Raw genomic sequence first — 23,453 nt, forward strand, 5'->3', positions numbered from 1 at the left:
ATCCCAAGGAATGCCTTGGAGGAAACAACGGGGAGGTGAACAGATGAGTACAGGAATCTGGATCGTTCTCGTTGCAGCCGCTTTATTCTTTGGGTTCGGAATCGGATATTTTATTCGCAAATCTCTTGCAGAAGCTAAAATTTCCAGTGCGGAACAAGCTGCAAGTCAAATCTTGGAAAACGCGAAGAAAGACGCAGAAGCACTGAAGAAAGAAACGGTTCTTGAAGCGAAGGACGAAGTCCATAAGCTAAGAGCCGAAGCTGATAAAGACATTCGTGAACGTCGGAATGAAATTCAACGACAAGAAAGACGATTGTTGCAAAAGGAAGAGTCGCTGGATAAAAAATTGGAATCGCTGGAACGTAAAGAAGAGCAAGTGGCGGGCAAAGAGAAACGGATTGAAGAAACTCAGCAGCAAATTGATCTGATTTACAAGAGTCAGGTTCAAGAGCTTGAACGTATTTCGAATTTGAGCATGGAGGATGCCCGTACCATCATTTTAAACAATGTGGAACAGGAAGTTCGCCATGAAACGGCTCAAATGATTAAGGACATCGAACAGCAGGCGAAGGAAGAAGCGGACAAGAAATCCCGCGAAATCATCACGCTCGCCATCCAACGCTGCGCGGCGGATCATGTCGCGGAAACTACAGTTTCCGTAGTATCGCTGCCTAACGAAGAGATGAAGGGTCGGATTATCGGTCGGGAAGGCCGCAATATTCGTGCTCTGGAGACGCTTACCGGTATCGATTTGATTATCGACGATACGCCGGAAGCGGTTATCTTGTCGGGCTTTGATCCAATTCGCCGTGAGATTGCCCGTACCGCACTCGAGAAATTGGTGGCGGACGGACGTATTCACCCGGCACGGATTGAAGAAATGGTTGATAAATCCCGCCGTGAAGTTGATGAACGGATCCGCGAGTATGGCGAACAAGCCACCTTCGAGGTCGGCGTTCATGCGCTGCATCCGGATTTAATCAAAATTTTGGGACGTCTCAAATTCCGGACAAGCTACGGACAAAATGTGCTTAAGCACTCCATGGAAGTAGCTTACCTGGCTGGACTTATGGCCGGTGAACTGGGCGAGGACATTACGCTCGCCAAACGGGCCGGACTGCTGCACGATATCGGTAAAGCGCTTGATCATGAAGTGGAAGGATCTCATGTCGAAATCGGCGTGGAACTGGCTAAGAAATACAAGGAACATCCGGTCGTTATCAACAGTATCGCTTCGCACCATGGGGATTGCGAGGCAACTTCGGTCATTGCGATGCTGGTTGGCGCAGCTGACGCCTTGTCGGCGGCGAGACCCGGAGCGCGTCGTGAAACACTGGAGACGTATATCCGGCGGCTGGAGAAGCTCGAGGAGATTTCCGAATCGTTCGAGGGCGTGGAGAAATCCTTCGCTATTCAAGCGGGCCGCGAGGTGCGCGTGATGGTGCAGCCTGAGAAGATCGACGATGCGGAAGCGTTCCGATTGGCGAGAGATATTACGAAGACGATTGAGAGTGAGCTCGATTATCCGGGCCACATCAAAGTTACCGTCATTCGCGAAACTCGGGCGGTTGAATACGCTAAGTAAAGGTTATGCTGAAAAGTGGCCCCTCAGTGGGCCGCTTTTTCATTCTGTCAGAAGCCGACATTGAGGAGGAACCGACATTAAAGTTCTGTTTATTGGAGATATTGTAGGAAATACGGGGCGTAAAGCATTAAAGGAAACGCTGCCGCGCTTGAAATCAAAATACAATCCGCACATCATTATCGCCAACGGAGAAAATGCGGCGTCCGGGCGGGGGATTACCGCCAAAATCGCTAGGGAATTTTTTGAGCTTGGCATCCACGGGCTTACGATGGGCAATCATACGTGGGATAACAAGGAGATTTTTGACTTTATCGATGACGAGCCTCGCATGGTTCGGCCTGCGAATTATCCGCCAGGCACGCCTGGGCTAGGCTCTACTATAATCAAGGCTAACGGAAAGGAACTGGCTCTCGTCAATTTGATGGGGCGCACGTTTTTGCCGGCGATCGATGACCCGTTTCGGATGGCGGACGATATCGTCGATGAACTATCCAAGAAGCACAAATGCATCTTGGTCGATTTTCATGCGGAGGCAACTTCGGAGAAAATCGCCATGGGTTGGCACCTTGACGGTCGGGTTTCTTTGGTCGTCGGAACGCACACCCATGTCCAAAGTAACGATGATACCGTGTTGCCGCAAGGTACGGCCTATTTGACGGACGCCGGCATGGTCGGCTCCCGTGAAGGTATACTCGGTATGGAGCGCTCCGCCGTGCTGCGCAAATTTACGACCCAGTTGCCGGTGCGTTTTCAGGTTGATGAAGGCAAATGGCAGTTTCACGGCTGTGTAGTCGACATTGACGAAGCTACGGGCCATGCCAAGAAAATAGAGAAGATCCGTCTGCTCGAAGACGAATGGATTATGGATTAAGCTTTATGGAAGGTGCCTCCGAATAAAAAAGAAGGAATTTTTTGAAGTCTCACGAATATCTTCTAAGTAGTGGGATCAATCAAACCTATTCCCAGGAGGTACTAACCATGGAAGTATTAAAAGTTTCAGCAAAATCCAATCCTAACTCCGTTGCCGGTGCGCTTGCAGGAGTACTAAGAGAACGCGGCGCTGCTGAACTTCAGGCCATTGGGGCGGGTGCACTCAACCAAGCTATCAAAGCTGTAGCGATTGCCCGGGGATTTGTGGCGCCAAGCGGTGTCGATTTGATTTGTATTCCGGCTTTTACGGATATCGTCATCGATGGCGAAGATCGCACTGCTATTAAATTGATCGTAGAACCTAGATAAAATAATTGCAATTATTGCGGGAGAGGCCTGTTTACGATAGAGTAGACAGGTTTTTTTGCATTCTTTTCCCCGAATCGGGTAATAAAGTTAAGAGAGCGGAGGGATCGGCTTGGCGTATAAGGTCGTAGATTTTCATTGCGATGCGCTCAGTAAAATGCAGCTGGATTCGGAGTTAGAGTTTACGCGTGACACTCGTCTGGATGTCAACCTGAAGCGGATGGAGCAGGGCGGGGTGGGCCTTCAATGCTTTGCGATATATCTCTCGGAGCGGCTCGGTAAGCCCGGTTTCGGGCATATTCTGGACCAGATAGATTTGTTTAAGCAAAAAGTGCTGCAATCCGGTGTGGCGGCTATTACCTCGGTTGAAGAGCTGGTAGAAGCTGAGGCGGCCGGGCAGCCCGCGGGACTGCTCTCGATAGAAGGTGCGGACGGACTGGAAGGGAATTTTCACTATTTGCAGGTTTGCTATGAGCGGGGTGTCCGCTGTCTGGGATTGACCTGGAATTATGCCAATTGGGCTGCGGATGGCATTCTTGAACCGCGGGGAGGAGGGTTTACCACCCGGGGGCTCGAACTTGTCAAGGCTTGTCATAAGCTAGGCATGATACTCGATGTATCTCATTTATCGATTAAAGGCTTCTGGGAACTGGCTGAGCGGGCGGAGCAAAAAGGGATCCCCTTCATCGCATCCCATTCCAACGCGTACCGTATATGCTCTCATGCCAGAAACTTAAGGGATGATCAAATTCGAGCCATCGTTTCTCTAGGAGGCAGAATAGGGATCACCTTTGTTCCGTGGTTCGTTAAAAAATCCTCTGTGGTAGAAGCGAGCGATCTCCTTCCCCATATCGAGCATATTTGCTCTTTAGGCGGAGAGAAGGCGATCATGTTCGGCTCGGATTTCGACGGAATCGAGAGTCATATCAAGGATTTGCGTCATTCGGGTCATTATTTGGACTGGGCGAATCTGCTGCTTCGCCACTATCCGGAGGAGCTTGTTAGAGGCTGGTTGTCCGGTAATGCACTGTCTTTTTTGAAGGCGTGGTTACCACAAAAAAAGAAAGCGCTTTAATTGATCCAATTAAGAGATTGGTTTCATCGAAAACTACTATATGAAAAAGGGTAGAAAACGCTTGCTTTTTATATGTTTGCGACATAAAATTGACATGACTCTGAAACAGAATGTTCACAAATGTCTGGGGTAATTATGCTATTCCTCACAGGTTTACATTCTGTCTGCACTAATATCAACTAAATTATAGTGCGATACCATAAAGGGGTGGGCGATCTTGATTAGTCAATTGTCTTGGAAGATCGGTGGACAGCAAGGTGAAGGTGTTGAAAGTACTGACCGGATTTTTTCAACGGCCTTGAACCGACTGGGTTACTATTTATACGGCTATCGGCATTTTTCTTCACGTATTAAAGGCGGTCATACGAACAACAAAATCCGGATCAGTACCAAGCCGATTCGCGCGATTTCCGACGACTTGGACATTTTAGTCGCTTTCGACCAGGAGAGTATCGATTTTAATGCACATGAGCTTCGCAGCGGCGGAGTTATCGTGGCGGACGCTAAATTCGGACCGGTCGTTCCGGAAGGCGTGGATGCCAAGTTGTTCGCCGTTCCGATTACGAGCATTGCGGAGGAACTGGGCACTTCGTTGATGAAGAATATGGTCGCTTCCGGCGCATCCTGGGCGCTTCTGGGATTGCCGCTCGAAGTATTCAATAAAGCAGTGGAAGAAGAATTCGGACGTAAAGGTCCGGCGATCGTGGAAAAGAACATTGAAGCGGTCAAACGGGGCGCGGAATTTGTCCTGGAACTTGCAGGGGGACCGCTTGAAGGCTTTAAGCTGGAACCGGCCGACGGCAAGCAAAAGCTGTTCATGATCGGTAACGATGCGATCGGACTGGGCTCCTTGGCAGCCGGTTGCCGGATTATGAGTGCATATCCGATTACTCCGGCTTCGGAAATTATGGAATATCTGATCAAAAAGCTGCCGAAGTTTGGCGGAACCGTGGTTCAAACGGAAGATGAAATTGCTGCAATTACGATGGCGATCGGAGCCAGTTATGCAGGGGTACGGACGATGACCGCTTCGGCGGGGCCGGGCCTGTCGCTCATGATGGAAGCGATCGGACTTGCCGGTATGACCGAAATCCCTGTCGTTATTGTCGACACCCAGCGCGGCGGTCCTAGTACGGGCCTTCCGACCAAACAAGAGCAGAGCGATATTAGCGCCCTGATCTACGGAACGCACGGGGAAATCCCTAAGATCGTTCTTGCACCAAGCTCGATCGAAGAATGTTTCTACGATACGATTCAGGCCTTCAATCTGGCCGAGAAGTATCAGGTGCCAGTTATCCTGGCGACGGATCTTCAATTGTCGCTCGGTAAACAGTCCTGCGAAGCGTTGGATTTCGAAAAAATCCAAATCGACCGGGGCTATATGGTCAAGGATATTCCGGACCGCGAAGATTCGAGCATGTTCAACCGTTACGCATTTACCGAAAATGGCATCTCGCCGAGGGTCCTTCCCGGAGAGAAAAACGGCATTCATCATGTGACCGGTGTGGAGCACGATGAAGCGGGCCGTCCTTCGGAAAGCCCGGTGAACCGCAAGAAGATGATGGATAAACGTTTCCGTAAACTGGCTAAGCTCGATGTAGAGAATCCGATCCACCTGCACGCGCCTCACGCAGAACCGGACCTTCTGATCGTAGGCATGGGCTCTACCGGCGGAACGATCGACCAGGCTCGCCTGCGTTTGAACGGAGAAGGCATCACATCAAACCACATGACGGTTCGCTTGTTGCATCCTTTCCCGGTTGAAGAAGTACGGGAGCAAATGGAGAAAGCAAAGAAAATCGTCGTTCTTGAAAATAACGCAACCGGCCAATTGGCTAATTTGATCAAAATGAATGTCGGACATCACGACAAAATCGTGAACGTTCTGAAATATGACGGGAATCCGTTCCTGCCTGCGGAAATATTCGAAAGATGCAAAAATGCAGCCGGCAATTTGACTCAGGAGGAGTTGGTGAAGAATGGCAACCTTTAAAGAGTTCCGTAATAACATCAAACCAAACTGGTGTCCGGGATGCGGCGATTTCTCCATCCAAGCGGCGATTCAACGCGCTGCCGCCGCAGTTGGGCTTGAGCCGGAAAACCTGGCTGTCATTTCAGGGATCGGCTGTTCCGGCCGGATTTCCGGTTACATTAACGCATACGGTCTGCACGGGATTCACGGACGTGCGCTTCCGATCGCCCAAGGCGTCAAACTGGCGAACCGTGATTTGACGGTTATCGCTTCCGGTGGCGACGGAGACGGCTTCGCTATTGGTATGGGACATACGGTACATGCGATCCGCCGGAATATCAACATCACTTACATTGTCATGGACAATCAGATTTATGGACTGACGAAAGGCCAAACTTCGCCTCGTAGCGGAGAGGGCTTCAAAACGAAGAGTACGCCGGAAGGATCTGTGGAATCCACGCTTTCTCCGCTGGAAATCGCGCTGGCTTCAGGAGCGACCTTCGTTGCCCAATCGTTCTCCAGCGATCTGAAGCAGTTGACTTCCTTGATCGAGCAGGGGATTCAGCATGAAGGCTTCTCGCTCATCAACGTATTCAGTCCTTGCGTGACTTTTAATAAAGTCAACACTTACGACTGGTTTAAGGAAAATATCATCAATCTGGACACGGTGCCGGATTATGATCCAAGCAACCGGGCGATGGCAATGTCGAAGCTGATGGAAACGGGCAGCATGATTACCGGTCTTATTTATCAGAACAAGGAAAAGAAGAGCTACGAAAATATGGTGCATGGTTTCAAAGAGGAACCACTTGCCCAACAATCGCTTGCTTTGGAAAAAGCGGAGTTTGACAAACTTGTTGCAGAATTCGTTTAAGACCCAAAAAAGGTGTCCGCCATACGCGGACACCTTTTCCTTTTTGTTTGAAATAGGTGTATAATGGGTAACGATGTGAATCGTCATCGATATAGAGAATATACGAGGAGTGTTTCAAACATGAGCAAAACTGTACCTGTCGGCGTATCGGCACGTCATATTCACCTGACACAAGAACACATCGAGGCGTTGTTCGGTCAAGGTTATCAATTGACAGAATTCAAGCCATTGTCCCAACCCGGACAATTTGCAGCAAACGAAACTGTGGCTGTAATCGGATCTAAGGGACAATTCGACAAAGTCCGCATTCTCGGACCTGCACGTCCTGCTTCCCAGCTGGAAATTTCCCGTACCGATTCCTTCGCTATCGGCGTGAAGGCTCCGGTTCGCGAATCCGGCAACATTGAAGGTACTCCGGGAATCAAGGTTAAAGGCCCGGCTGGCGAAATCGAATTGGAGCAAGGCGTTATCGTAGCTGCGCGCCATATCCATTTCCACACTTCCGATGCCGAAAAATGGGGCATTGCGGACAAGCAATTGCTTAAAGTTCGCCTGGGTGGCGAGCGCGGCCTGGTGCTTGAAAATGTAATCGCGCGCGTTTCGGATTCCTTTGCGCTGGACATGCATATCGATACAGACGAAGCGAACGCAGCAGGCGCCAACAATGGTGACACGGCTGAAATCGTTGACTAATTAATAGTTGCAAAAGGACCCCGCCGAATGGCGGGGTCCTTTTTGTTATCTAGTTTCCGCTCTCTATGGAGACGGCGTGCGCAATGCACGGGATACTTTCGCCTTGCTGAAAGGACAGAGGGGAGAGCAAGGCTCCGGTGGCTACAACAAGGATCCGCTTCAACTCGCCTTTTTTCACTTTTTTCAGGAGATGACCGTAGGTGACTACCGCTGAGCAAGCACAGCCGCTGGCTCCGGCTTGAACATTTTGATTCTCGTAGTCATAGATCATCATGCCGCAATCTTGATAATTGGTTTCACGGATGGGAACGCCGTGTCTTTCCAGCAGCTCGTTGGCGATTTCGAAGCCAACCTTTGATAAATCGCCGGTCACGATCAGATCGTAATGGGAGGGCTTGATCTGTAAATCCCGCATGTGGGCCTCAATCGTGTCAACAGCGGCAGGCGCCATGGCTGCCCCCATATTGAACGGGTCGGTGATCCCCATATCGACGACCCGTCCGATCGTGGCCGAGGTCACTACGGGACCATCTCCTTCGAGCGAAAGCACGGCCGAACCCGAACCGGTAACGGTGAATTGGGCGGTCGGCGGCTTTTGCGAGCCGTATTCCGTAGGATAACGGAATTGTTTCTCGACGCTGGCATTGTGACTGCAGGTTCCGGCCAAGGCGTAATTGGCGCCGCCGGAATTGACGATATACGAAGCCAGCGCCAAGCTTTCCATGGAAGTCGAGCATGCGCCGAACAGACCGAGGTAGGGGATGCTCAGCGTTCTGGCCGCAAAGCTGCTGCTGATGATCTGATTCATCAGGTCGCCTCCAAAGAAGAATTGCACCTGTTCTTTGGTCAGACCCGCGTGTTCGATGGCTAGTGAAGCGGATTCTTCGAACAAAACTTTTTCCGCCTTCTCCCAGCTGTCTTGCCCGAGGTAAAGGTCGGCGTGAATGATATCAAAATCATTGGCCAGCGGGCCTTGTCCCTCAAATGGACCAACTACGGTCGCGGTGCTGATAATTTTAGGCTTATTCTCAAAAATCCAGCTCTGATGTCCCTTTAGCATAGGTTAATGGCCTCCTCCCGCAAAGTCCGGCACGAATATGGCATAAATAAGGCCGATGATAAAAGCCGCCACCGTACCGAAAACGATTACCGATCCGGCTAACTGAAACATTCCCGCACCGACTCCAAGAACAAGACCTTCACTCTTATGCTCAATGGCGGAAGAGGCCATGGAATTGGCAAACCCGGTGACCGGTACCGCGGTTCCGGCTCCGGCCCATTGCGCGATCTTATCGTAAACTCCCAAGCTGGTCAGGATGACCGACAGAATGACAAGCACCGCGACCGTCGGGTTGCCGGCCTCCTTATCGCTAAATCCACCGTAATGAATAAAAGCTTGGCGAATGCATTCCCCGATCAGGCAAATAAGCCCCCCAACCAGGAAAGCGCGAAGACAATTGACAAAAGCGGGGCGCTTCGGTTCGATGTCAGCCGATAAACGCTGGTACTGTTGCTGAGTCGGAGTTGATTTTTTGTTCTTCTGCTTGGACATTCGGGCGATCCTCCTTTTATCACTTTATCTGGACAAGACGGGCTTAACTTCATCTATAATCTTCAGCAGTCTTTCGGAGCAAGCTCCGTACATTTGTTTTGCGGACGTTTCTTTTGTAGAGAGGGCAAACATTTCAAGATCGGCTTCGCATTTTTTAAGCTGAGCAAGGAGTGTAGCTTTTTCCTGTGGAGCGGGAACCTGAATTTTATCATCGTAAAGATCTACATAAAATTGACCGTATCCGTCAACTTGGCCTAAATTCACGTTATCCAGGGAAACGCCCAGCTTCTCCAGCTCGGTGTGGAGCCATTGCCGGTTCAATCCGTTCGTGGCCAGCGGCTCATCCATAATTTTTCCGTCGATAATGACGGTCTGCGGTTCCGGCTCAGGGGATACTTTAATCCCAAGATGGGAGGGGGTGAGCGGCTGGTATTCTTTTTTGAGCAGGGCATTGATTTCACCATCTGGTTCGATCAAGGCAAATTCAACCTGGGCAGTCTGGAAAATGCTCTTTTTTCGCAGCTGCTCGAGCAGTTCGTCGTTCGTCAATTTTTCCTTCTTCAAGTTTTCTTCCAGAATCTTGCCGTCTTTAATCAGAATGGTTGACTTACTGTCGATCCAATCCCGGGCTAATTTGCTCTTGATCTGAAGATACTCGATGCCGAGTGAAACGAGAAACCAGACCCCCATCGAGATGATCCCCAAATACCAGTGAGTATCGACGTCCACGGACAGGTAAGCCGTGATGCTCCCGATCGTAATCCCGGTAATGTATTCAAAGAAGGACAACTGGGAGATCTGCCTTTTGCCCAGCATGCGTGTCAAAATAAAGAGGATCACTGCGGAACACAGTGTTCGCACAATGACTTCCAACCATATCGGCATAACTCTGCTCCTTTCAAACCCGTAAGTGAATTATTCCAATTATGCGCAGCCAGCGGTATTTTCACTAAAGCAAAATCTGGCATCCTTGTACTCGAATAACGAAGAAGAACCGAGGTTACATTATGGTTCGTGCAATATGCAGATTTGGAACAAGGTGGTGAAAAATATGACAGTGGCAGCTCAAGTGAAAACAACGCTGGCCTCGCTGAAAAGCGCTCAGGCCAACCTGGAGCAATTCGCACTCAATACGCAGAATCAAGATGCTAAGAACCTGTTTACGAGTGCGGCGGAACAAACCCAGCAAATCGTCACCCAAGTGGAAAACAGAGTTCAACAGCTGGAAAACGAAGAACCACAATACAAAGGATTTTAATTTAAAGACCTGCTTCAAAATAATTCGGCCCGTTCCCAGGAACGGGCCTATTTGCTGCGCCTATATTCCGGTATTCGATCACGCTTGATAATCTGGATATCACCTGTGAATCATGATATAATTTGGTGTAATGCATTTTTTGGCTTTGGATTGAATTTCTAATACACTGAAATAGATAGATTGGCAAAAGGAGTGAGCCGGCATCATGGCTAAGGAGAGTAAGGATTACTCCAAGTATTTTGACTTCTCGGACGCGAAGGTCATTTCGGAGGACGAGCGGGGGAAGAAGATCAGAATCCGCGGACGGGAGATCCAGATTCTTTCGGAACCGAATCACCGCATAGAGAAGCAACGCGGCAAGGAAGATATTCAGGTGCTGTATGAAACGGCGGTTCCGGACGAGATGAAAGCGATCGGGAACGGCAGACATTATATTGTGTATACGTTCGGGTGCCAAATGAACGAGCATGATACCGAAACGATCAAGGGTCTCCTTGAACAAATGGGATATCAGCCTACCGAGGACCGGAAGCAAGCAGACATTATTTTGTTGAACACTTGCGCAGTCCGCGAGAACGCCGAGGATAAGGTGTTTGGAGAACTCGGTCACTTGAAAGGACTAAAAACGGAAAAACCGGATCTTTTGCTTGGGGTTTGCGGATGCATGTCTCAAGAAGAGGGCGTCGTCAACCGGATTATGCAAAAGCACGGGTTTGTCGATCTCATTTTCGGAACGCATAACATTCATCGTCTTCCATATCTCATTCAAGAAGCATTATTCAGTAAGGAAATGGTTGTCGAGGTTTGGTCCAAGGAAGGCGACATCATCGAGAACCTGCCGAAGAAGCGCGAAGGCATGCGGGGCTGGGTCAACATTATGTACGGCTGCGATAAATTCTGTACATATTGCATCGTTCCGTTTACCCGCGGCAAGGAACGCAGCCGCCGTCCGGAGGATGTCATCGCCGAAGTTAGGGAGCTTGCGCGTCAAGGATTTAAGGAAATTACGCTACTGGGTCAGAACGTAAACGCCTATGGTAAGGATTTTACCGATATTCAATACACGTTTGCGAATCTTATGGATGATATCCGCAAGATCGATATTCCGCGAGTGCGGTTCACAACTTCACATCCACGGGATTTTGACGATCATCTGATCGAGGTGCTCGCCAAAGGCGGCAATCTGGTGGAACATATCCATTTACCGGTGCAATCAGGCAGCAGCGAAGTGCTGAAGAAGATGAGCCGGAAATATACGCGTGAGCATTATCTAGAGCTGGTGGGCAAAATTAAAGCCTCCATTCCGGGCGCGGTGTTGACGACGGATATTATCGTCGGCTTCCCGGGCGAGACGGAGGAGCAATTCCAGGAGACGCTCTCCTTGATGCGTGAGGTTCGGTTTGACTTCGCATACACCTTCTTATATTCACCACGTGAAGGAACGCCAGCCGCAGTAATGGAAGATAATGTGCCGATGGAAGTGAAGAAAGAACGACTGCAACGGCTTAATGACGTAGTGAACGAGAACAGCCGCATAAGCAACGACACGATGCAAGGCCGAATTGTGGAAGTGCTCGTGGAGGGCGAGAGCAAGAACAACGCCAGCGTGCTTGCAGGCAGAACGCGCAGCAATAAACTGGTTCACTTCGAAGGCGGTCCCGAATTGATCGGTCAATTCGTCAACGTGGAAATCACGGATCCAATGACCTGGTACATTAAGGGCAACATTGTGCCCGAGCCTGTATCTATGGCCTAAAAACATAGAAATAACGAAGATTCATAGAAGTTATAATGTAATGAGGGGGTAAGACCTTGGGAGAACATCATAACCATCAGGATCATAGTGATTGCGTGGTACCGAAATTCGATTCCCGCGACCTGGTCATCCGCGAAGATATTATGTCGAAAGCGAAAGAATTGGCCGCATTAATTGGAACTAGCGAGGAAGTCCAGCAGTTCCAGAAGGCAGAGCAGCTAATTCAGCGTCATGAGCGGGTTCAAACCTTGATCAGTTCGATCAAGAAGAAACAGAAAGAAATCGTAGCCTTCGAAAGTTTCCAGAACAAGGCTATGGTGGAGAAAATCGAGCGTGAAATTGAGGAGCTGCAGGACGAGCTGGACGGCATTCCGGTTGTCACCGAGTTCCAGCAAAGTCAAAGCGATATCAATTATTTGCTGCAGCTCGTCATTTCGGTCATCCGGGATACGGTCTCCGATAAAGTGAATGTGGAGGCAGGCAGCGAGCCGGCAGCGACTTCCGGCTATGGCGAGTAATTGGTTGAAGTCGGTGCGGGAGTTATCTTCCGCACCTTTTTATTCTTCATAAGGTTGAATCGGTACCATGACATAAAAGAAGTACATAACGGGCATGGTCTAAATAGAGGATGCCTAAACAGGGTGGAGGTCACGATTCATGGATTGGAACGAAATTATGAGTAAGGAAGAGCATTCATTCTGGGGTCTATTGGGAATGAAGCTGATTTCTGCAGACAGTAGCCGGGTTGAGATCGGACTGAAGGCAGGGGATCAACATCTGAATTCGATGGGAATCGTTCACGGCGGAGTTTTGTCATCGATGATGGATCAAGCCATGGGTACGCTGGTGGCTGCGATTAGAAAAGGCACCCAAGGGGTAACGACTCATTTGAACGTCAATTTTCTAAGCGCTATGCGCAAGGGAGAACTGGTTGCTTCGGCGTTTCTGTTGCATGAAAGCCAGCGCACGATGACCCTGCGCGCGGAAGTTCGTAACGAAGAAGGAACACTCGCCTGCATCTCTACGGCAACATTTCGTCTGCCGCGCGAGCGGAGTGAAAGTACGAACTAAGTGCATCTTATTATAAATAATTATTAACATGATTAATTATCTGGAACGCCATGTTCATGCGTGAACAAAGCGTTATCATATGACTGATGTGGTGATCGTAATGAGCAATAAGAAGCAGCAAGCCGAGCCGGAGGATGAAGTACAAAAATACCGGACGCCGGACGGCATACCGGCTGATATTGTCATGTTTACCTTGACCAGGCAGGAGCGGAAAGCATCCACGAAATCGCTGCCGCGCTTTGACCTCAAAGTCATGCTGATTCGCCGCAGAAGCTGGCCGTTTGCCGGCGCTTGGGCGCTACCGGGCGGGTTTTCCCAGGAGGATGAATCCCTTTTTGAGACGGCGCGCCGGGAATTGAAGGAGGAGACCGGGGTAGACGGTCACCATCTGGAGTATTTGGGTGTCTACAGCAAGCCGGGACGAGATCCGCGCGGATGGATCATATCGCACGCTTTCTTTGCGCTGGTGGAGGAGTGGGTGCTCGAAAAGCGCCAATCCGCGGATGATGCGCAGGAGGTAGGCTTGTTTACGGTGCGGGAAGCCCTGGAAGAGCTGGACCTGGCTTTTGACCATCGCGAAATTTTGGAGGATGCTTACCGGAGAATTCAGCAGCAAATGCTGCAAACGACGATTGCCAAGCAGTTTTTGCCGCCGCATTTTACGTTGGGTGAGCTGTACCAGGTTATTCAAACCGTGGTTCCGGATTTTGCCGAGCTTAATTTTATTCGCAAAATTACCTCAACGCGAAGCCGTCAAGGCATTTTGGAAGAAGTGCGCGATGAGAACGACAAACCGATGCTGTCCAATCAGTATTCGCAACGTCCGGCGCAGCTGTACCGGTTTACCGATTTCACGCCGCAACTGTCCATCTACACTTAGCCCCAACCAGTTGGGCTATACATACTCTATTTAAAGAGTTTAAAAGAGAGAACCATTGTAATCTATTGGATAATGCTGCCCTTTCTGTCATCAGGACAGCCAGAGAGGATGAGACATCATGCTGAGCGAACATTTGGCACTGCATACGGATAAATATCAAATTAATATGATTTATGCGCACTGGATTCATGGAAGCCATAACCGTAAGGCTGTTTTTGAAGCCTATTTCCGTAAACTTCCTTTCGGTAACGGATATGCCGTGTTCGCGGGATTGGAGCGGATCGTCCATTACATCCGGAATTTGCGCTTTACCGAGAAAGACCTTGCTTACTTGGCCGAACAGGAAGAAAATTATAAGCCTGAGTTTTTGCAACTGCTGCGGGACTTTTCTTTTCGCGGGACGCTGTTGTCGTTAAAAGAAGGGGACTTATGCTTTCCGAATGAGCCGCTGATCCGGGTGGAAGGCACCATTATGGAGACGCAGTTGATTGAGACGGCTTTACTTAACTTCATGAATTTTCAGACCCTGATCGCTACGAAGGCCTCGCGGATCAAACGGGTAGCGGAAAACGACGTGCTGCTTGAATTCGGATCGCGACGGGCACAGGAAGCCGATGCAGCGGTTTGGGGAGCCCGAGCCGCTTACATTTCCGGTTTTGACGCAACATCGAATTTGCTCGCCGGCGAAACCTTCGGCATTCCAACCAAAGGTACGCATGCCCACTCCTGGGTGCAGATTTTCGATTCCGAACAGGAGGCGTTTGAGCTTTATGCCAAAGCGCTGCCGGATTACGTCTCCCTGCTGGTCGATACCTTTGACACGCTTGAAAGCGGGGTTCCCCATGCGATCCGGACGGCCAAGCAATTGGAATCCGAAGGCAAGCGGCTCGGAAGTATACGACTGGATAGCGGAGACCTCGCCTACCTGTCCGTTCAGGCCCGAAAAATGCTTGATGAGGCGGGTTTGCCCTATGTGAAGATTGTGGCCTCTAATGATCTGGACGAGAACACGATCTTCAACCTTAAGGCTCAGGGAGCCAAGATCGATGTCTGGGGCGTAGGGACTCAACTGATCACAGCGGCGGACCAGCCGGCATTGGGCGGGGTATACAAGCTTGTGGAACGCGAACGGAACGGAGTCATGGAGCCGACGATCAAAATTTCCGGCAATCCCGAAAAGGTAACTTCGCCGGGGAAAAAGGATGTGCTCCGCATCGTCAGCAAGGAGAGCGGTAAAGCTATTGCCGACTATGTCTGTCTGCCGCATGAAGAACAGGCTCGTTCCGGCGGAAAGCTGCGCCTGTTCGATCCCGTACATCCTTATCTGAAGAAGTCGGTGAAGGATTATGAAGCGGTCCCGATGCTGGAGCCCATTTTCGTAGAGGGTGAACTGGTGTATGATCTTCCGGATTTGGAGGAGATCCGCACCTATCATCAGGCCCAGCTAAATATGTTCTGGCCCGAGTACCTGCGCAAGCTGAATCCGGAAATCTACCGGGTCAATCTTAGCCAGGAAGCCTGGGAATTAAAACAAAAAATGATCGAGGAGCGAATGAGCCACCTGGATGAGTAAAAGAAGAGGTTGCCCCGATAGTCTGAACAAGACTGTCGGGGCTTTTTCTATGCTTGGAAATGACTATAAATTATTTCTCGGGAAAGCGCAGGAATCGAGTTTTTCGGATATTTCGGGAGCTTTATTCGACATGTTTTGATCGACAATCAGCATCATATATGACAACCAACGCACAATTGTATTTTGAGATTGTCCATATGACTTTTGTTACATTCGTCACACTGTTTCTATGATAAATTGAAACATTAAATAAGGATTATTTTTGTGAGACTTAAATTTTACTCATTTTACGTCGTTATGATTTCACAGTGACGAAGAAGGGAGTCAAACGCGTGGTACATTTGCCGAAACTGAACGAACTCGGTTTTTTTGAAATCCGCCTTGAATCAATTGGAGGGCTCGGAGCTAACCTTGCCGGAAAAATGCTGGCTGAAGCCGGAGTGGAGGGCGCTGGTCTCAATGGGGTCAGCTTCTCGTCCTATGGTTCTGAGAAAAAAGGCTCGCCGGTAAAAGCCCATATTCGCTTTTGCGATTTGGAGACTTCCATCCGGGATACGTCTCCGGTAGAAAGACCGCATATCGTTAGTATTTTTCAGGAAGCGCTCGCGAAGACGGTTAACGTGATCAGCGGGATTTATGAGGACAGCACCGTGCTTGTAAATTCGCGCAAAACACCGGAACAACTGAAAGAAAGAATGAAGCTCATCGGCGGAACGATTGCCGTCATCGATGCGACCGGAATTGCGCTGGAAGAGAAGAACCGCGTCAATATGGCGATGTTGGGGGCGATGTTCCGGTTATGTCCGTTTCTGGACCCAGAAACGATGAAGGGTGTCATCCGCAAGTCGCTTGAAAAGAAATACCCGCAGACGGTAGCGCCGGCTTTGGCGACATTTGAACGCGGATATCAAGAAGTGGTCTTCCAGACGTTTGCTCTGCCTGAAGGAGCAAGTATGCCAGCCTTTGTACGGGCGGACACGCCGGTTCTAGGGTATGAGACTCAGCCGCTTGGGGGACTGATCGTGAACCCCGGCAACAGCATCCTGAAGGATCTCAGCATTTCCCGCTCAGGGATGATGCCTCACTTCAAAGAAGAATCATGTATCCATTGCGCCCAATGTGACAACGTCTGTCCGGACAATTGTTTTGTCTGGGAAGAGCTGCCGGACAAGAAAGGCCGTCCGCAAATGTTCCTGAAGGGAATCGACTATCAATATTGTAAAGGCTGTCTGAAGTGCATTCACGCCTGCCCAACGGACGCGCTGTCCGGGGAACGTGAGGAAGACAATTATGCCGATGAGCATCGTGTTCCTCACTTATTCGATTTAGTGGTCCAATAATATATTCGGAAGGGCGGTATACCTGCATGGCGATCAATTTGGAAAAAGAACGCAGAACGGCCAAGGTGGAACAACGCGTCGTTTTTGAGTCGGGTAACGAGATGGCGGCCTACGCCGCCCAGCAAATCAATTATCATATCATGGGCTATTTTCCGATTTCACCATCCACGGAAGTAGCTCAATTTCTGGATCTTATGAAGGCGAACGGCCAGCATGACGTTAAACTGATTCCCTCGGACGGAGAACACAGCTCCGCAGGGATTTGTTTTGGGGCATCGACCGGTGGCGGGCGCGTATTTAACGCGACCAGCGCTAACGGTTATATGTACATGCTGGAGCAAATGCCGGTACAGTCGGGGACCCGTTTCCCTATGGTCATGAATCTGGTTTGCCGGTCCGTCTCCGGTCCTCTTAATATCCACGGGGACCATTCGGATTTGTATTTTGCGTTGAACACAGGCTGGCCGATTCTGATGTGCCGTGATCCTCAAGCCGTTTACGATATGAATATCATGGCGATCAAGCTGGCCGAGGATCCGGAGGTCCGTTTGCCGGTGCTCGTAGCCTCGGACGGTTATTTCACATCTCATCAAAAACGGAGAGTCAGCACGTTCGCACATAGCGAAGACGTGCTCAAATTCGTCGGAGAGACCCCGCCGGCCGGATTCCTCCATACGCTGGACCGGAACAATCCGATTACCGTCGGTCCTTATATGAATGAGCCTGATTATATCAACAACTGTTATCAGCAGTCGCAAGGCATGTATAACGCGGAGCGGGTGTTTGAACGGATTGCGGACGAATATGCGGAATTGACAGGCCGTGAATATCCGATGCTGGATCTTTACCGCATGGAGGACGCTGAAGTGGCCGTGTTCCTGATGAATTCGGCTTCGGAGATCATCAAGGATGTCGTTGATGAACTGCGTCGTCAAGGGATCAAGGCGGGCTCCATCGCGCCGAACGTCATTCGCCCGTTCCCGCAGAAGCAAATCGCAGAGGCGCTGAAACATGTCAAGGCGGTGACGGTCGGTGACCGTGCCGACTCTTATGGCGCTCATGGCGGGAATATGACGAATGAGATCAAAGCGGCCTTGTTCACTTACGGAAATCACTCGACCAAGGTGGTTAGCCGGGTTTACGGGCTTGGCGGCAAAGAATTTTATGCCGAGGACGGACATCATTTGTTCTCTCTGGCAATCGACGCCGCTAAGCAAGACCGGGTTGAGGTGCCGTTCGATTATTACGGGCATACGCCTGGCGACAAAGAAAAGGCGCCGAAGCGCATGATGAATCCGCTCCGGTTTGAAGATTTGAAGACCGGGCTGATTACGGTGACCCGGAATGAAGAAACCGGCAAGCTCGGCGTCCGGATTCCTCCGCTGCGGGCTTTAACCAAGAAACCGAAACGGATTGCACCAGGTCACGGGGCATGTCCGGGCTGCGGTATTTTCTCAGGTCTGGAGCTGTTCTTTAAAGGCATCGAAGGTGACATTGTTGCGCTGTTCCATACCGGCTGCGCCATGGTGACAACGACCGGGTATCCGTATTCGTCCCACAAAGCGACTTACATCCATAACCTGTTCCAAAACGGGGCGGCTACGCTGTCCGGATTAGTGGAAATGTTCTGGGAGCGCAAGCGTAGAGGCGAGTTCGATAAGCTCGGCTTAAGCGATGACTTTACCTTTGTCATGGTGACCGGAGACGGTGGTATGGACATCGGGATGGGACCGGCGATCGGCGCGGCATTGCGGAATCACCGGATGATTATTGTGGAATACGATAACGAAGGATATATGAATACAGGTGCACAGTTGTCTTATTCGACGCCGCTCGGTCACCGGACATCGACTTCGAATCTCGGTTCTGCACAGCAAGGGAAAGTGTTCCATCACAAGGATACGGCGCAAATCATGGCGGCGACGAATATCCCTTACGTATTTACGGGAAGTGAAGCGTATCCGCAGGATCTCGTGAAGAAAGCGGCGAAAGCCCAATGGTATGCGCAGAATGAAGGCCTTGTTTATGGTAAAATATTAATAGCGTGTCCGCTCAACTGGATCAGTAAGGACGATGAGGGAACTAATATCGTGGATGCAGCCGTAAATTCCTGCTTCTTCCCGCTATATGAAGTCGAACATGGACAAACGGCAATTACGTACAATCCGGACGATAAAGGAAAACGGGTACCGTTGACCGACTGGTTGAAAACGATGGGCAAAACACGCCATCTGATCAAGCCGGAGAATGAAGTAGCGCTCAAGTCCTTTGAGCAGGAAGTGGAACGCCGCTGGCAGGTATTGCTGGCCAAACATGAGCATCCTTATTTATAGAGGTTGTTCAAAAAGTCATCTTTCCATGACGAAGTAGATCATGATGCGTATTCGACGTCGAATCTTGAATTCAGCCGGGCCTTCCGTTGCTCACGTACCCTATGTACGCTCTGCTACTCAGTCCCTAGCTTTATCCAACCTTCTCGGTCCTGAAAACCTGACTTTTTGAACTCGCATTTAATAAGAAATTCATGATATAAAATATTCTTTACGGCAATACCAGATACCGTACTTACCACCTGAGGAGGAAGTCAACATGGAGCAATTTCGGGCATTTCGCGTGCATAAGGATGAATCGGGATTCCGGTCGGGAACGGAGTCAATTACCTTGGAAGACCTGCCGGAAGGAGACGTTGTTGTTCGTGTCCATTATTCCAGTGTCAACTACAAGGATGGTTTGGCATCGATTCCTGACGGAAAAATAGTAAGGCAGTATCCGTTCATTCCCGGAATTGATCTGGCAGGCGTGGTGACGGACTCCCGGGACGAACGGTTCCGTATCGGCGACTTTGTGCTGTGTACGGGTTATGGGCTTGGCGTCAGCCACGAAGGCGGGTTCGCCGAGTTCGCCCGTGTTCCGGCGGATTGGCTTGTTCCGCTGCCGAAGGGCTTGTCGCCGCTGGAGGCGATGGGCATCGGTACAGCCGGCTTTACGGCAGCCTTGTCGGTGGAGCGCCTGTTGGCGAATGGACTGGCACCGGATAGCGGTCCGGTGCTAGTCGCAGGGGCGACCGGCGGCGTCGGCAGCATGGCGGTTTCGATCCTGAGCAAGCTCGGCTTTGAAACGGTCGCCGTGACCGGCAAGTCCGGACTGACGGACAAGCTGCTGGCGCTCGGCGCAAGCCGGGTGCTTAACCGGACGGAAGCGGAGTCCGGTGCGAAAGGAGCGCTCGGCAAAGAGCAGTGGGCCGCCGTTGTCGATCCCGTTGGCGGGGCCGTTACCGGCGATTTGCTGAAGAGCGTACGTTATGGCGGTTCGGTCGCTCTGTCCGGCATGGCTGCCGGAGGAAACTTCGATGCCACGGTTTATCCGTTCATTTTGCGGGGCGTCAACCTGCTTGGCATCGATTCCGTGCTCTGCCCGATGAAGCTGCGACTGAAGCTGTGGGAGCAGTTGGCCGGAGTGTGGAAACCGGAAACGGCACTTGCAGATTGGATTACGGTATATGAGCTTGACCGGCTACCGGAGGCATTAGCTACCGTATTGGGCGGTAAAGCGGAAGGCCGCCAAGTGATCTCACTGTTGCCATAGCGGTTCGCGGTTATTTGCTGGCCTTGGTATAAAATGGTCGCCGAAGAGGTATTCTAACACCATCGAAGGATGCGAAGCCAACCTTGAAAAGGAAGGGATAGCTATGAGATGGTGGGCGATAGGCCTGGGATCATTGCTGGCGCTGACTCTCACTGCAGGCTGCAGTGAGGGCGGAAAGCGGATGGCCAAGGATGAATTGGATATGTATAATATGAAAAGTTATGCGGAAGGTAACCAACGCCAATTGAACAGCGGCACTACGCTGAATACCGCGCTTCTCAAAGCATTAAAAGCGGAAAGCTCCAAACGAAGCATCCGGCTTACGCATGAAACGTATGCGGAAGGCCTTGACGGCAATATCAGCTACAGTTATTTCATTAACGGCGATGCTCGTCATTTTGTGATCGTACATGTTTATCCGAGCGAAAGCGACCGGGTCCGGGAAATCGGTGAAATGTATGGAGCCATTAATGGATCGACTAAAGCCGCTGCGGCTTCCGAGACATCCGTAATTTCCGAGAAGGGCAACGCCGCGCTTGTTTATGCTTCAAGCGGTATTCAAAAAAGCAAATACAGCGAGGACATTAAAGCTGTGTTTAAATCAGTGCTGGACGGAATGAACTTGCAGCCCAATCGCTAATAAATAAAATCCCTCTTCCAAGGAATGAATGTTACCCATGGAAGAGGGATTTTTTTAGTTGCTGAAGTTATTTGACCTGGCATTACCTTTATTTTTTATAAATTTCCCGCATGACATGCCGCAGCTCGGGCAAGATGATTTTTTCCATGGCCAGCTTTACGGCCCCTTGCGAACCCGGCATTGAGAATACGGCCATATTTCCGATCGTTCCGGCGATGGCTCTGCTTAAAATGGCGGCAGGACCGATATCCTCGGTGTAGCTTAAATAACGGAATATTTCTCCGAACCCAGGAAGCTCTTTATTCAGCAGGCTTCGAACAGCTTCGTAAGTTGTATCGCGCGGGGCAATCCCCGTACCACCGGTAAGCAGCACGGCTTCGATTTCCCGGCTGGATACCGCTTCGCGCAACAATTGACGGATGCCGTCATATTCGTCCTTCACGATCGTGTATCTGACAACTTTATAACCATGCGCATTAAGGAGTTCCTGCATCAACTGGCCGCTCGTATCATTCTCTACAATCCGCGTATCGGATACAGTCACTACCATGCAGGCCACTTCCTGAGGCGCTTCGCTGCGATGCTCATCAACGGATTTCATTTCGCTCATATCCTTTCTGGATGTAGGATCGGTATATATACTTTACCACAAACCGCTAAAAACGTTCACTTCGGTCTGGTGCAGGGACATCTATTTCTGCCCAGGCCGTCATGAAAGTTGCATGAACCGGCGGCTTGGTGTAAACTCGCTTTCATGGAAAGAGGATGGATTGACGGAGGAATGCAAAATGGAAAGAGACATTGACAAAGAAAAAAGTGAAATGACACCGGTATATATTTTGTCCGGTTTTCTAGGAAGCGGTAAAACGACTTTGCTTCAGCGGCTGATTGCATACTGGAAGGATCTCGGATTGAAGCCGGCGGTCATTATGAATGAGATCGGAGAGGTCAATCTGGACGGCCAGCTCGTCGATGAGGAGGTGCCTATGGCCGAAATGCTTGGCGGATGCATCTGTTGTACGATCCGGGGAGATTTGAGTATGCAGTTATACGAACTGATCAAGGGGGATCAGCCGGATCTGGTCGTAATTGAGGCGACGGGAGCAGCCAACCCGATGGAGATTTTTGATGCGGTCACGGAATCTTCCCTTTACTTGAAGCTGGACATCCGTCCCATGATTACAGTCGTTGACGCAGCCCATCTGGCAGAGCTCTATTCGTCGCAGCAGGGAAAGACGTACCGTCTGATGCTGGATCAAATCCGCTGCGGTTCGGACTTGATTCTGAACAAAATCGACCGGATCGAGCCCGGGCAGCAGCAGGAAATGAAGGATCTGCTTACCCGGTTGAATCCTTTTGCCCGCATCATTCCGGCCGTTAAATGCGAAGTTGACTTGCCATCTTTGCTGGAGAACGGTACGCGGATTGAGCATGTTCATGATCATGTATCCGGAAAAGAGGAGGATCATGATCTTCCTAAAAAACATGACCACCACCATGACCATGACGTACACTCGCATGCATCTCATGAACATGTGACCGTCTATACCCATTATTTTTCCGGTCCGGTAGACAGTGTGGAGTTTGAACAATTTATTAAGGACCTGCCCCGGGAAATTTACAGAGGCAAGGGAATATTACAATTTTCCGATACGTCGAGCCGGTTTTTGTTTCAATATGCGTACCGGGAAGCCGATTACCTCAAAATTACCCCGCAGGGCGACGTTCCGAATGTGGCGGTGTTCATCGGCGAACACTTTGACAAGGTGGCGCTGGCCAAACAATTGAAAGCAATGGAGAAAGAAGCCGGGCAATCGGACTAACCAACAACAGACAGGGTATTATTTCCTATCCGTTTCAGGATCTCGCGATAAAGGTAATACATAAATGAGCGTGTTTACACTTGCAACTCATCATCGGGAGGTTATTTGAACTATGATCCAAGAAAAATACCGTGAATGCATCGATGCTTGTCTCCAATGTATGAATGCATGTAATTACTGCTATGTATCCAGTCTTAAAGAATATGAACTGGCAATGTTGAGAGATTGCATCCGTTTGGACCGGGAGTGCGCCGACATTTGCGCTTTCGCTGCCGAGGCTTTGTCCCGGAATACGCCGTTTGCGATGGAAATTTGCGAACTGTGCGCGAAAGCGTGCGATGCTTGTGCAGAGGAATGTGAAAAGCATGAGCATGAGCATTGCAAAGCATGTGCGGAGGCTTGCCGGCGTTGCGCCGAGATTTGCCGTAAAATGAATACTGCCGCTTAAAAGGCTGGATCATGACAGCTGGAAAGCCCGGATTTTCCTATCCTTTCAGGGAGGCGAATCCGGGCTTTTCGTTTATAAAAGATGGGGATCGG

23 protein-coding genes are annotated in these 23,453 nt (G+C 50.2%); 19 read left to right on the forward strand and 4 right to left on the reverse strand.

All coding sequences use genetic code 11. From position 1 onward, the window contains the following. The first annotated feature begins 43 nt into the window (after positions 1 to 43). From rny to pduL, 7 genes are all read left to right on the forward strand, one after another. Entirely contained in the window at positions 44 to 1,585 is a 1,542-nt protein-coding gene (rny, locus tag KJS57_RS06630) for a ribonuclease Y (RefSeq protein ID WP_211021421.1), read from the forward strand. 76 nt (positions 1,586 to 1,661) lie between these two features. Continuing rightward, positions 1,662 to 2,456, forward strand: a complete 795-nt coding sequence (locus tag KJS57_RS06635; protein WP_213654282.1) for a TIGR00282 family metallophosphoesterase — start codon at positions 1,662 to 1,664, stop codon at positions 2,454 to 2,456. Between the two features lie 107 nt (positions 2,457 to 2,563). Beyond that, the gene (locus KJS57_RS06640) at positions 2,564 to 2,824 is read left to right on the forward strand and encodes a stage V sporulation protein S (RefSeq protein WP_006286829.1); all 261 of its coding nucleotides are present in this window, start codon (positions 2,564 to 2,566) and stop codon (positions 2,822 to 2,824) included. A 109-nt stretch (positions 2,825 to 2,933) separates the two neighbouring features. Continuing rightward, positions 2,934 to 3,896 (forward strand): dipeptidase, encoded by a 963-nt coding sequence (locus tag KJS57_RS06645; protein ID WP_213654163.1) that lies wholly within the window; start codon positions 2,934 to 2,936, stop codon positions 3,894 to 3,896. A gap of 217 nt (positions 3,897 to 4,113) precedes the next feature. Further along, positions 4,114 to 5,889, forward strand: coding sequence for a 2-oxoacid:acceptor oxidoreductase subunit alpha (locus tag KJS57_RS06650; RefSeq protein WP_211021423.1), 1,776 nt, complete (start codon positions 4,114 to 4,116; stop codon positions 5,887 to 5,889). Beyond that, the gene (locus KJS57_RS06655) at positions 5,876 to 6,742 is read left to right on the forward strand and encodes a 2-oxoacid:ferredoxin oxidoreductase subunit beta (protein ID WP_211021424.1); all 867 of its coding nucleotides are present in this window, start codon (positions 5,876 to 5,878) and stop codon (positions 6,740 to 6,742) included. The genes KJS57_RS06650 and KJS57_RS06655 overlap by 14 nt, the downstream gene beginning before the upstream one ends. Positions 6,743 to 6,862: 120 nt before the next feature. Beyond that, positions 6,863 to 7,435, forward strand: a complete 573-nt coding sequence (gene pduL / locus KJS57_RS06660) for a phosphate propanoyltransferase (protein ID WP_211021425.1) — start codon at positions 6,863 to 6,865, stop codon at positions 7,433 to 7,435. Between the two features lie 49 nt (positions 7,436 to 7,484). On the opposite strand, the gene spoVAD is transcribed toward pduL, so the two are convergent. From spoVAD to KJS57_RS06675, 3 genes are read right to left on the reverse strand one after another with little or no spacing between them, the layout of a single operon-like run. Beyond that, positions 7,485 to 8,495 (reverse strand): stage V sporulation protein AD, encoded by a 1,011-nt coding sequence (gene spoVAD, locus KJS57_RS06665; protein WP_211021426.1) that lies wholly within the window; start codon positions 8,493 to 8,495, stop codon positions 7,485 to 7,487. Positions 8,496 to 8,498: 3 nt separating this feature from the next. After that, positions 8,499 to 8,987 carry a stage V sporulation protein AC gene (gene spoVAC, locus KJS57_RS06670; protein ID WP_211021427.1) on the reverse strand — a complete coding sequence of 163 codons (489 nt, stop codon included), beginning with the start codon at positions 8,985 to 8,987 and terminating at the stop codon, positions 8,499 to 8,501. Positions 8,988 to 9,011: 24 nt separating this feature from the next. Further along, positions 9,012 to 9,872, reverse strand: coding sequence for a DUF421 domain-containing protein (locus KJS57_RS06675; RefSeq protein ID WP_211021428.1), 861 nt, complete (start codon positions 9,870 to 9,872; stop codon positions 9,012 to 9,014). 166 nt (positions 9,873 to 10,038) lie between these two features. Between KJS57_RS06675 and KJS57_RS06680 the strand changes: the two genes are divergently transcribed. The 10 genes from KJS57_RS06680 to KJS57_RS06725 all read left to right on the forward strand — a co-directional run bounded on the left by KJS57_RS06680 (position 10,039) and on the right by KJS57_RS06725 (position 21,090). Continuing rightward, positions 10,039 to 10,245, forward strand: coding sequence for a DUF1657 domain-containing protein (locus KJS57_RS06680; protein WP_211021527.1), 207 nt, complete (start codon positions 10,039 to 10,041; stop codon positions 10,243 to 10,245). Positions 10,246 to 10,450: 205 nt separating this feature from the next. Continuing rightward, a complete protein-coding gene (miaB, locus tag KJS57_RS06685; RefSeq protein WP_213654164.1) occupies positions 10,451 to 12,001 on the forward strand; it encodes a tRNA (N6-isopentenyl adenosine(37)-C2)-methylthiotransferase MiaB in 1,551 nt (516 codons plus the stop codon). 56 nt (positions 12,002 to 12,057) lie between these two features. Then, entirely contained in the window at positions 12,058 to 12,519 is a 462-nt protein-coding gene (locus KJS57_RS06690) for a YlbF/YmcA family competence regulator (protein ID WP_244861427.1), read from the forward strand. Between the two features lie 139 nt (positions 12,520 to 12,658). After that, a complete protein-coding gene (locus KJS57_RS06695; protein ID WP_213654165.1) occupies positions 12,659 to 13,072 on the forward strand; it encodes a PaaI family thioesterase in 414 nt (137 codons plus the stop codon). A gap of 100 nt (positions 13,073 to 13,172) precedes the next feature. Further along, on the forward strand, positions 13,173 to 13,952 hold the full coding sequence (locus KJS57_RS06700) for an NUDIX domain-containing protein (protein ID WP_211021528.1): 780 nt from the start codon (positions 13,173 to 13,175) through the stop codon (positions 13,950 to 13,952). Positions 13,953 to 14,070: 118 nt separating this feature from the next. Next, complete coding sequence (locus tag KJS57_RS06705) at positions 14,071 to 15,525, forward strand: nicotinate phosphoribosyltransferase (RefSeq protein WP_211021432.1); 1,455 nt, start codon at positions 14,071 to 14,073, stop codon at positions 15,523 to 15,525. A 332-nt stretch (positions 15,526 to 15,857) separates the two neighbouring features. After that, positions 15,858 to 16,865 (forward strand): 2-oxoacid:acceptor oxidoreductase family protein, encoded by a 1,008-nt coding sequence (locus tag KJS57_RS06710; RefSeq protein ID WP_213654166.1) that lies wholly within the window; start codon positions 15,858 to 15,860, stop codon positions 16,863 to 16,865. Positions 16,866 to 16,891: 26 nt separating this feature from the next. After that, the gene (locus tag KJS57_RS06715; RefSeq protein ID WP_211021433.1) at positions 16,892 to 19,198 is read left to right on the forward strand and encodes a thiamine pyrophosphate-dependent enzyme; all 2,307 of its coding nucleotides are present in this window, start codon (positions 16,892 to 16,894) and stop codon (positions 19,196 to 19,198) included. A 256-nt stretch (positions 19,199 to 19,454) separates the two neighbouring features. Next, entirely contained in the window at positions 19,455 to 20,450 is a 996-nt protein-coding gene (locus tag KJS57_RS06720) for an acrylyl-CoA reductase family protein (RefSeq protein ID WP_213654167.1), read from the forward strand. 103 nt (positions 20,451 to 20,553) lie between these two features. After that, positions 20,554 to 21,090, forward strand: a complete 537-nt coding sequence (locus KJS57_RS06725) for a hypothetical protein (RefSeq protein WP_211021435.1) — start codon at positions 20,554 to 20,556, stop codon at positions 21,088 to 21,090. Positions 21,091 to 21,178: 88 nt separating this feature from the next. On the opposite strand, the gene KJS57_RS06730 is transcribed toward KJS57_RS06725, so the two are convergent. Further along, positions 21,179 to 21,691 (reverse strand): MogA/MoaB family molybdenum cofactor biosynthesis protein, encoded by a 513-nt coding sequence (locus KJS57_RS06730; protein WP_213654168.1) that lies wholly within the window; start codon positions 21,689 to 21,691, stop codon positions 21,179 to 21,181. 187 nt (positions 21,692 to 21,878) lie between these two features. Here KJS57_RS06730 and KJS57_RS06735 point away from each other — a divergent pair, with 187 nt between their 5' ends. Both KJS57_RS06735 and KJS57_RS06740 read left to right on the forward strand, forming a co-directional pair. Next, positions 21,879 to 22,913 (forward strand): CobW family GTP-binding protein, encoded by a 1,035-nt coding sequence (locus tag KJS57_RS06735; RefSeq protein ID WP_244861428.1) that lies wholly within the window; start codon positions 21,879 to 21,881, stop codon positions 22,911 to 22,913. Between the two features lie 112 nt (positions 22,914 to 23,025). Further along, entirely contained in the window at positions 23,026 to 23,361 is a 336-nt protein-coding gene (locus tag KJS57_RS06740) for a four-helix bundle copper-binding protein (protein ID WP_211021437.1), read from the forward strand. Positions 23,362 to 23,453 lie beyond the last annotated feature (92 nt).

The organism is Paenibacillus vini, assembly GCF_018403325.1.
GTDB lineage: Bacteria > Bacillota > Bacilli > Paenibacillales > Paenibacillaceae > Fontibacillus > Fontibacillus vini.

Bases quoted from the DNA above. Each gene is read 5' to 3' on its own strand.
- rny (WP_211021421.1), top strand. From the start codon at position 44: ATGAGTACAGGAATCTGGATCGTTCTCGTTGCAGCCGCTTTATTCTTT.
- KJS57_RS06735 (WP_244861428.1), top strand. From the start codon at position 21,879: ATGGAAAGAGACATTGACAAAGAAAAAAGTGAAATGACACCGGTATAT.
- KJS57_RS06695 (WP_213654165.1), top strand. From the start codon at position 12,659: ATGGATTGGAACGAAATTATGAGTAAGGAAGAGCATTCATTCTGGGGT.
- KJS57_RS06675 (WP_211021428.1), bottom strand. From the start codon at position 9,872: ATGCCGATATGGTTGGAAGTCATTGTGCGAACACTGTGTTCCGCAGTG.
- KJS57_RS06725 (WP_211021435.1), top strand. From the start codon at position 20,554: ATGAGATGGTGGGCGATAGGCCTGGGATCATTGCTGGCGCTGACTCTC.
- KJS57_RS06730 (WP_213654168.1), bottom strand. From the start codon at position 21,691: ATGAAATCCGTTGATGAGCATCGCAGCGAAGCGCCTCAGGAAGTGGCC.
- miaB (WP_213654164.1), top strand. From the start codon at position 10,451: ATGGCTAAGGAGAGTAAGGATTACTCCAAGTATTTTGACTTCTCGGAC.
- KJS57_RS06640 (WP_006286829.1), top strand. From the start codon at position 2,564: ATGGAAGTATTAAAAGTTTCAGCAAAATCCAATCCTAACTCCGTTGCC.
- KJS57_RS06715 (WP_211021433.1), top strand. From the start codon at position 16,892: ATGGCGATCAATTTGGAAAAAGAACGCAGAACGGCCAAGGTGGAACAA.
- KJS57_RS06680 (WP_211021527.1), top strand. From the start codon at position 10,039: ATGACAGTGGCAGCTCAAGTGAAAACAACGCTGGCCTCGCTGAAAAGC.
- KJS57_RS06655 (WP_211021424.1), top strand. From the start codon at position 5,876: ATGGCAACCTTTAAAGAGTTCCGTAATAACATCAAACCAAACTGGTGT.
- KJS57_RS06740 (WP_211021437.1), top strand. From the start codon at position 23,026: ATGATCCAAGAAAAATACCGTGAATGCATCGATGCTTGTCTCCAATGT.
- spoVAC (WP_211021427.1), bottom strand. From the start codon at position 8,987: ATGTCCAAGCAGAAGAACAAAAAATCAACTCCGACTCAGCAACAGTAC.
- KJS57_RS06705 (WP_211021432.1), top strand. From the start codon at position 14,071: ATGCTGAGCGAACATTTGGCACTGCATACGGATAAATATCAAATTAAT.
- KJS57_RS06700 (WP_211021528.1), top strand. From the start codon at position 13,173: ATGAGCAATAAGAAGCAGCAAGCCGAGCCGGAGGATGAAGTACAAAAA.
- pduL (WP_211021425.1), top strand. From the start codon at position 6,863: ATGAGCAAAACTGTACCTGTCGGCGTATCGGCACGTCATATTCACCTG.
- KJS57_RS06720 (WP_213654167.1), top strand. From the start codon at position 19,455: ATGGAGCAATTTCGGGCATTTCGCGTGCATAAGGATGAATCGGGATTC.
- spoVAD (WP_211021426.1), bottom strand. From the start codon at position 8,495: ATGCTAAAGGGACATCAGAGCTGGATTTTTGAGAATAAGCCTAAAATT.